Origin of the sequence: Leifsonia sp. SIMBA_070 (assembly GCF_046534635.1) — a bacterium.
Taxonomy (GTDB): Bacteria; Actinomycetota; Actinomycetes; order Actinomycetales; family Microbacteriaceae; genus Leifsonia.
This window is the reverse complement of the sequence record NZ_JAWRYK010000083.1, coordinates 1-348: the sequence shown is the minus strand read 5'-3', so window position 1 is coordinate 348 and position 348 is coordinate 1. Positions and strand designations below refer to the sequence as shown.

Here is a 348-nt window from a genome sequence, read left to right as displayed (position 1 = left end):
CGATGGCCACGTACAAGGCAACGGAAACCGTGGTGACGCAGCTCGGCGACGTGCTCCGCACCCATCCCGGCACCTCCGAGGTGCAGATCCGGCTCAACGGGTCCCGCAGCGTGGAGGTCATGAAACTGGGCGTAGACATGCGCGTGAACCCCACGCCGTCGCTGTTCGGTGACCTGAAGGTGCTGCTGGGCCCGGCCTGCCTCGACGCCTAGCATGGCGCACCGGTGGCCGTACCAGTGGTACGGCCACCAGTGCCCGCGTTGGCCGGGACGCTAGCGCAGGGCGAGTCCGTGCTCCCTGAGGGCTTCATCGATGATGCGCAGCGCCTTGGGGCCCACGCCGTGCAGC

1 protein-coding gene is annotated in these 348 nt (G+C 68.7%); it reads left to right on the top strand.

Features of this window, described 5'->3' with window-relative positions; genetic code table 11:
- A partial coding sequence (locus SB754_RS19510; RefSeq protein WP_410784054.1) for a hypothetical protein occupies positions 1 to 212 on the top strand: 212 nt, incomplete at its 5' end.
- Positions 213 to 348 lie beyond the last annotated feature (136 nt).